This window comes from Carnobacterium sp. (assembly GCF_040274425.1).
Genome location: NZ_JBEMBC010000097.1, coordinates 1 through 7,951, shown reverse-complemented (window position 1 = coordinate 7,951; position 7,951 = coordinate 1). Strand labels below are relative to the sequence as shown.

Here is a 7,951-nt window from a genome sequence, read left to right as displayed (position 1 = left end):
GGAACCAAGCCTACTTTTTTATCTTCCACGATTTTTCCTCCTCAGTTTTAATGACTTTACTGTGTAGCCTAAACTAAAGTGTGGTATTCGTTTACTCGTATAAATACAAGTATGAGAACAATCACTTCTCATACTTGTGGGTTCATATAATTTATTTTGTAACCTAGACTTTAGGAATGAATAAGTTCCCTAACGTTGCAGCCATAATAGCTTTGATAGAGTGCATCCGGTTTTCAGCTTGCTCAAATTGACGTGCATGTTTGCTTCTGAATGCTTCGTCAGTAATTTCCATCGCATCGATATGATGTTTTGCTTTTACGTCTCTTCCATAGTCGGTATTGGTATCATGGAAGGCTGGTAGACAGTGAAGAATAATCATGTCATCTTTGCCAGTTGCACGAACCATATCCATATTTAACTGATAAGGAGTCAATAACTCGATCCGTTCTGCAAACTTTTCTTCTTCTCCCATAGATACCCAAACATCGGTATATAAAACATCTGCCCCTTTAGCGCCTTCTGCAACATCTTTTGTAATCATTAGTTTACTACCAGATTGGTCAGCAAACGTTTGAGCCATATCGACTAATTCTTTTTCTGGGAATAAAGATTCAGGTGAGACGATTCGAATGTTTACTCCTAAAATTGCACCTGTGACTAGCAAACTGTTTGCTACATTGTTACGGCCATCTCCAACATAAGCTAACGTAAGTCCTTCAAGCTGTCCGAAGTTTTCTTTAACCGTCAAAAAGTCTGCGATCATTTGCGTTGGATGCCATTCATCCGTCAACCCATTCCATACGGGAACACCTGAAAATTCTGCTAATTGCTCTACAGTACTTTGTTTGAATCCACGAAATTCAATTCCATCAAACATACTCCCGAGTACTCGTGCTGTATCTTCAACCGATTCTTTCTTACCTAATTGGATATCATTTTTCCCAAGGTACTCAGGATGTGCGCCTAAATCGATCGCAGCCGTCGTAAAAGCAGCCCGTGTACGTGTAGAAGCCTTTTCAAACAACAAAGCGATATTTTTTCCTTCTAAATAATGATGTGGGATTCCTTTCTTCTTTAACTCTTTTAAGTGTGCGGATAAGTCAATCAAATACATCAATTCATTTTTTGTAAAATCTTTTTCAGCTAACAAACTACGTCCTTGAAATATTTGTTTTGTCATTACTTATTCCTCCATATACTTAAATCTGATTTTTAAAACAGTTCTTATTGTTTTGGTAAATCTTCCCGAATCAAAGGCATACTCATGCATCGTGGACCACCACGACCTCTAGACAATTCACTTGAGGCAATCTCAATCACTTCAACTCCGTGACTTCTTAACAATGCATTCGAAACATAGTTACGATTATATGTGACCACTACTCCAGGAGCGATAGCTAATGTATTGGAACCATCATTCCATTGTTCACGAGGAGCAGCAATCGCATCTCCGCCACCACATGGAATCAATGTCAATTTTGGCACATCAAGTGCTTCACGTAAAATTTCTTGTAAGTCTGAACGCTGGGTCATCTTCACTGTTCCAGGTTTGTCACCTTTTTCTAAAATAAAGGTGTCTACTTCACCATTATTTTTTTGGATGCCAGGATGGATAGTAAATTTATCATAATCAACCATTGTAAACACTGTATCCAAATGCATCATCGCACGAACATTGGGAATTTTTATTGCCAATACTTTTTCAAAATTAGAGTTGCGTTCAAACAATTCGATTGCTAATTGTTCAATAGCTTTAGCTGAAGTCCGTTGGGAGATACCAATTGCTAGTACTTTATCGTTTAAGACCAGTTCATCTCCGCCTTCAATTCGAGACGTATGATTACGATCTCGCCATACTTCGACATCTTGATCAGCAAATCTTGGGTGGTACTTCATGATTGCTTCAATAAACAGCGGCTCTCTATTACGAGCTTCAAAAGCCATATGATTAATGGTTAGTCCTTTTCCAATTGCAGCAGCTGGGTCTCGAGTAAAATAAAGATTTGGCATTGGATCCATAAAGAATGGGTAAACTTCTTCACTTGATACATCTGCTAAATGATGGCTTTCAATACTGACATCTTTCTTCCGGATACCTGCCATGATGGCATCAACCATTTCTTGTGTATCAAAACTGAGCAGATACTTCTTTAGTCCTTCTCTAACACCATCCGTTTCAATATTTGATTCATCTAAAATTCGATCAAGAAATTTTTCTTTCATCTTACCAGCATCGATTGCTTCTGCGGCTAGTTTTTCCAAATACAATACTTCAACACCGCGATCGATCAATGCTTGAGCAAAGGCATCGTGCTCTTTTTGAATAACTGGTAAATGAGGAATATCGTCAAATAACAAGCGCTCCATAATTTCAGGGGTCAAATTTTCTACTTCTTTTCCTGGTCTTTTCAATAATACCGTCTTTAATTTTCCAATTTCCGACATGACATGAATGGGTGTTGTCATTGTATTTAACCTTCCCTTCTTGATGCTTCTTATTGATTACACACCTATAATACCGTTTACCTTTTTTTTATGAAAGTTTAAAGTTCACACTTGAAATGTCGATTTCATCACATTATTTTTCTTCTTTTTCATATATATTCTTTTTATAGAATATTCACTATGTAACGAATCTTTATACTGTATATGAATGTTCTTTATACATTTTTTATTAGCTAATTTTTTTTTAGAAAGGAGGAAAAACATGAAGAAAAAAGATCGATTATTTACAATAAAAAAACTTATTCTTACTCACAGTATTGCTACACAACAAGAATTAATGGACCACCTACAAAAAGAAAATATTCAAACTACCCAAGCAACTCTTTCTAGAGATATAAAAGAATTAAATTTAATCAAAGTAACACAATTAGACCGAACAACAAAATATACATTTTTCCACGACGCTTTTCTCGAAAAAAGTCTATACTATAGACTAGAAAAAGCGTTACATAACTACGCAATAAGCATAAAGTGTATCAACTTTTTTGTTACACTTTTTGTTCGTCCTACTCATCCAAGAATCCTTGCTTCTCTAATAGATGAATTAAAGATACCGGCAATTGCTGGTACAATTGCCAGCTTCGATACTTGTTTGATTATTTTAAATACGGAACAAGAAGCCCAACTATTATGTGCTTGTTTGTCTGATATTATTCTTGAGCAATCTAATGATGATTTAGAAAAAAATCTAGCTCCTTTATTTCAAAAAAAAATTACATAAAACAAAAAAACTAACCTGAACAAAAGGGAGTTTTACACCTCACTTTTTTCAGATTAGTTTTTAGTTTGTTACAATTTTATTTGTATTCTACCGCTTTTACTTCAACATCGATATTGTTTTGAACAGCTTTAGAATAAGGGCAGAATGCATGTGCTTTTTCTGCTAATTCTTGGGTTGTTTCAAGGTCTTGTCCTTCAATGGCAACAGTAAGTACTACAGATAGTTTGAAACCATTATCTGTTGGGTCTGAATTTAAAGAAACTTCAGCTGTTACTTCTGATTTAGCTTCGATTTTAGCTTGTTGGATCATAATTTCAAGTGCTGAATTAAAACATGCACTATAACCTAATGCAAATAATTGTTCTGGATTACTTCCTTGTCCAGGTCCGCCCATTTGTTTTGGAGTCGATACTTTTACAGAAAAAGAACCATCTGGTAAATGACTCTCTCCGTTACGTCCGCCTGTATTGATTGCTGTTGTTTGGTACATTAATTTTGATTCAGTCATGATTAATTCCTCCTAAAGTTTTTGTTAGTTCATTTACTTTTTCTAATAGGTCAAAATATTCTTTTTCATTCATATTTAGCAGGGCCAGACAGGCAGAAACCTTCTCAAGTAACTCATCCTTTAAATCATCAGCTTTTGAAGTAGTGGCAATGATTACTTTTCTTTCATCCTCCGGATGACGATTTCGAGTAATAAATCCATTTGCTTCCATTCGCTTCAGCATCGGTGTTAATGTTCCACTATCCAGTCCAAGTCTTGTTCCTAATGATTGAACACTCAGATCAGATTCTTCCCACAGTACAAGCAATGTGACATATTGAGTATACGTAAGAGAATAGGGTTCCAATACCGGACGATAAAGCTTCGTAAACTGTTTTGACAAAGCATAAGTTGAAAAACATAACTGTTCTTCTAATAAAAAGTTGTTTCCTTCCATTCTTGTTCCTCCTAAATAAGTTGCGTGCAATTCAATTGTACACCATTTAATTTTAAACTACAATACTTTTAGCTATTCTAATAAATATTTTTAGCTTTCTATCCTTCAATGATTTTCACCATGAAATTTCGCTCTCTAGGTCCGTCAAATTCACAAAAATAAAGACTTTGCCATGTCCCTAAAATCAAACGTCCCTTAGAGATTATTAAAGTTTCACTTGCTCCTAGAACGGAAGATTTCATATGTCCATCTGAGTTTCCTTCCATATGTACATACTCTTCTTTATTGGGAAACGTCTGGTTTAATCCTAAACTTAAATCCGTTTTGACATCTGGATCTGCATTTTCATTAATGGTAATCGCTGCTGTAGTATGTGGGCAAAAGACTAACATTAATCCATTCTTTATCCCACTTCTAGATAAAGCTTGTTGCAAATACTCATCAATGTTTATAAACGATTGCTTTTCTTCTGTTGAAAGCTCAAATGTATAAAGGTTATTGGTCATGTTATTCAGCTCCATTTCCTCTTTTCCTCCATCATACAGTATTCTAAAGTAATCCTAAACATATACGCTAGAAACTGATATACTAAGAGAATAAAAATAAGTAGAAAGTCGGTGAAATCTTGCAGATTTATATCGATGCAGATGCCTGCCCAGTAAAAAATATTATTATTGAAGAAGCCTTAGTAAAGAGTATTCCTGTCACTCTCGTAACCAGTATCTCGCACTTCTCGACCAAAGAGCAACCTGTAGGAGTAAATACCGTTTATGTTGATACCGGAGCTGAAGCTGCAGATTACCGGATCATAAAACTAATTGAAAAAGGCGATATCCTTATCACACAAGATTACGGATTAGCTTCATTAGGATTAGGAAAAGGGTGTATTGTTCTTCATCATACAGGATATATGTACACATCAGAAAATATTGACCAATTGCTTCAATCACGTTATTTGAGTGCTATGGTTCGAAAAAGCGGCAAACGAACAAAGGGCCCGAAACCATTTACAGATGAGAACCGCAGAGAATTTAGACAGCATTTTAAAGAACTTCTTTCCACTATATAAATTAAACAACTCTTTCCTATTTTGATGGTCTCTTTCATCAGAAATAAGAATGAGTTTTTTTGTATCGTTTATTTTTCGCTTAGCTGAAAGTTCCACTCATCCATCAAATGCCCTTTCATGGAAGAGTGGAACCTAAAAGTAGCTTTACTCGTCTATGAAATGACTCTTCATGGATGAGTGACGTCTAAAATGAGCTTCACTTCGCCATGAAAGTTAGTTTCATGACGAAGTGAGGCACGAAAAAGATCTCACTCTTCCGTGGAAAAGTGAGATCAAAAATTGGTATGAAATTTGGTTTTATTTTAATTTTTTTTATAGTTTAAAGTGACTAACCATTTCAGTTAAATTTTCAGCTAGGTTGGCAAGTTGTTCTGAACTTCCTGCAACTTCCTCCATAGAGCTAGTAATTTGTTGTGACGCTGCAGATGTCTGTTCAACTCCAGCAGCGGATTCTTCTGAAACAGCTGCAATTTCTTCAATGGAGCTATTCATGATTTCACTATTAACTTTGATGCTTTCCAAGTTATCAGAAATCCCTTTGATTCCATCTACCATAGTAGTAACAGAAGCATTGATTTGATTAAACGTTTGGCCGGTCTTAGCAATTTGACTTGTTCCTTCTTCTACTTCAACATAACCCGTTTGCAACGAATCGCTTACTCGCTTCGACTCCGTTTGTATCTTTTCAACGAATCCAGTAATATCTGCAATGGAAACTGCCACTTGTTCAGCTAATTTACGAACTTCATCTGCAACAACAGCAAATCCTCTACCATGTTCACCAGCTCTTGCTGCCTCAATAGCTGCATTCAATGCTAGTAAATTAGTTTGATCGGCAATTTTTTGGATGATCACGACTAAATTATTGATCTCTTGAGTTTGATTATCTAAAGTAGCCATTTTAGCTACTGCATCTTGAACGATTTCATCGATTTTAACCATTTGACGGCTAGTATCTTCCATATATTGCTTTCCTTCAGTTGTCATAGATAAAACACCCATTGATGAATCTTTAATCTTTTCACCATTCTTATTGGTACTTTGAACTTTTTTCGTGAAGTTTTCCATGACAACAGCTAAATTACTGGCAGTTGTTGCTTGTGTTTCTGATCCTGTAGCCAACTCTTGCATTGTTATAGCTACTTGCTCAGAACCTGATTTCACTTCACTGGCAGATTGTGTCAACTCTTCACTATGGCTATTCAATTCTTCAGTTGCGTTAGCAATACCCTTCATAACGCTTTTGACCGTTTTTTGCATTTTATTCATAGAGACACTCAATTTACCTGTTTCGTCTTTTTCGGTTATTTCTAGTGGTTCTAAACTGAGATCTCCAGCAGAAATAGCTTGCATTCTTTTCATAACAACGTGCATTGGTCTGGTAATATTGATAGACGTTAAATACGCTATGACCACAGACAATACCAATACTAAAATCATCATGATAAAACTGACTAAAACAACTCGATCTCCATTTTTAATTACTTGTTCGCCAATTTTGGTTATCTCTTCTTCCCGTTCATCAGCTAATTTTGAAAATCCAGCAGTTAATTCTCTTTCAAGCGGAAGTGCTTCCTCTGTCATGATTTCATTTACTCTATCTGTATTTCCTTCATCATACTCAGCTAAAGCTTCATCAGTAAGCATGCCCCACTCAACTTTTTTACTGATTAGATCATTTAATTTTTTAGAATCACTTAATTCTAGAGCTGTATTTTCTAATTCAATGCTTAAAGCTGTTTCTGATTCAAATTCTTCTCTATACGTTTCATCTTCATACAACATAAAACCTCTTAACAAACTTGTTCGTTTATTCATATTTGTTGCCAATTTTTCATCTACTATTAGTAGACTCATTTCTTCTTCTAAAATTTCTTTCATGGACTCATTTGTTCTATTTAAAGCTACGATTGTATAAAAAGTTACGATCAACATAAATACGGTAGTAACTGCAAAACCTGCTAATATTTTTGCTCGAATACTTTTAAACTTAAACCTGTTTTTCATTTTTTTGCTCCCTCTTATTTGTTAGCTGATTTTGAGCTGCTGCATTATGCGGAACTATTAATCACTAACTCCTTTTTTATTTTTAAAGAATTCTTCTTGTACCTTTAATGCTATGCCCTTATTAACAGGCAACCTTACAGTTACTGTTCCTTCAAAAGACTCTTTGCCGATTCATACAACGAGACTGGGAAAATTTCCCAGCCTCTCTATTTATTATCCATTATCGCTAAAATTTTCTCACTAGTTTAGAGTTTAAATTCATCCACCATATCAGCTAAACCTTTTGCCAAATCAGCCAATTGTTCTGAATTCCCAGCAACTTCTTCCATAGAACTCGTGATTTCTTGTGAAGCAGCTGAAGTTTCTTCGATTCCAGCAGCAGACTCTTCTGAGACAGATGCGATTTCTTCGATTGAACTATTCATAAGTTCACTGTTTGCTTGAATACTTTCTAAGTTAATAGAAATATCTTTAATGCCTTCTACCATTTTAGTAACAGAATTATTGATTTTATTAAAGGTTTCTCCAGTCTTTTTAATTTGACTAGTTCCTTCTTCAACCTCGGTATAGCCTGTTTGTAAAGAATCGATTACTCTCTTAGACTCATTTTGAATTTTTCCGACAAATCCAGTGATATCTGCGATTGAAACGGCTACTTGTTCAGCTAATTTTCGTACTTCATCTGCCACAACTGCAAACCCTCTT

Annotated in this window: 9 protein-coding genes; 2 read left to right on the top strand and 7 right to left on the bottom strand. The window is 35.4% G+C overall.

Annotation, left to right across the window (positions count from 1 at the left end; all coding sequences use genetic code 11):
- Nucleotides 1–163: 163 nt before the first annotated feature.
- Together argF and arcA are read right to left on the bottom strand one after the other, a co-directional pair.
- Nucleotides 164–1,180 (bottom strand): ornithine carbamoyltransferase, encoded by a 1,017-nt coding sequence (gene argF, locus ABS911_RS13255; protein WP_350450941.1) that lies wholly within the window; start codon nucleotides 1,178–1,180, stop codon nucleotides 164–166.
- 44 nt (nucleotides 1,181–1,224) lie between these two features.
- Nucleotides 1,225–2,466 carry an arginine deiminase gene (arcA, locus tag ABS911_RS13250; RefSeq protein ID WP_350467953.1) on the bottom strand — a complete coding sequence of 414 codons (1,242 nt, stop codon included), beginning with the start codon at nucleotides 2,464–2,466 and terminating at the stop codon, nucleotides 1,225–1,227.
- A gap of 241 nt (nucleotides 2,467–2,707) precedes the next feature.
- Here arcA and ABS911_RS13245 point away from each other — a divergent pair, with 241 nt between their 5' ends.
- Nucleotides 2,708–3,226: an arginine repressor gene (locus tag ABS911_RS13245; RefSeq protein WP_350467952.1), complete on the top strand. Its 519-nt coding sequence runs from the start codon at nucleotides 2,708–2,710 to the stop codon at nucleotides 3,224–3,226.
- 76 nt (nucleotides 3,227–3,302) lie between these two features.
- On the opposite strand, the gene ABS911_RS13240 is transcribed toward ABS911_RS13245, so the two are convergent.
- The 3 genes from ABS911_RS13240 to ABS911_RS13230 all read right to left on the bottom strand — a co-directional run bounded on the left by ABS911_RS13240 (nucleotide 3,303) and on the right by ABS911_RS13230 (nucleotide 4,691).
- Nucleotides 3,303–3,734, bottom strand: a complete 432-nt coding sequence (locus tag ABS911_RS13240; protein ID WP_350467951.1) for an organic hydroperoxide resistance protein — start codon at nucleotides 3,732–3,734, stop codon at nucleotides 3,303–3,305.
- The gene (locus tag ABS911_RS13235) at nucleotides 3,727–4,170 is read right to left on the bottom strand and encodes a MarR family winged helix-turn-helix transcriptional regulator (protein WP_350467950.1); all 444 of its coding nucleotides are present in this window, start codon (nucleotides 4,168–4,170) and stop codon (nucleotides 3,727–3,729) included. Before ABS911_RS13235 ends, ABS911_RS13240 begins: the two co-directional genes overlap by 8 nt.
- A 98-nt stretch (nucleotides 4,171–4,268) precedes the next feature.
- A complete protein-coding gene (locus ABS911_RS13230) occupies nucleotides 4,269–4,691 on the bottom strand; it encodes a secondary thiamine-phosphate synthase enzyme YjbQ (RefSeq protein WP_350467949.1) in 423 nt (140 codons plus the stop codon).
- Between the two features lie 104 nt (nucleotides 4,692–4,795).
- Between ABS911_RS13230 and ABS911_RS13225 the strand changes: the two genes are divergently transcribed.
- Nucleotides 4,796–5,239 (top strand): YaiI/YqxD family protein, encoded by a 444-nt coding sequence (locus ABS911_RS13225; RefSeq protein WP_350467948.1) that lies wholly within the window; start codon nucleotides 4,796–4,798, stop codon nucleotides 5,237–5,239.
- Between the two features lie 312 nt (nucleotides 5,240–5,551).
- On the opposite strand, the gene ABS911_RS13220 is transcribed toward ABS911_RS13225, so the two are convergent.
- On the bottom strand, nucleotides 5,552–7,246 hold the full coding sequence (locus ABS911_RS13220) for a methyl-accepting chemotaxis protein (RefSeq protein WP_350467947.1): 1,695 nt from the start codon (nucleotides 7,244–7,246) through the stop codon (nucleotides 5,552–5,554).
- A gap of 245 nt (nucleotides 7,247–7,491) precedes the next feature.
- Nucleotides 7,492–7,951 (bottom strand): methyl-accepting chemotaxis protein (locus tag ABS911_RS13215; RefSeq protein WP_350467946.1); only part of this gene is annotated, 460 nt, incomplete at its 5' end.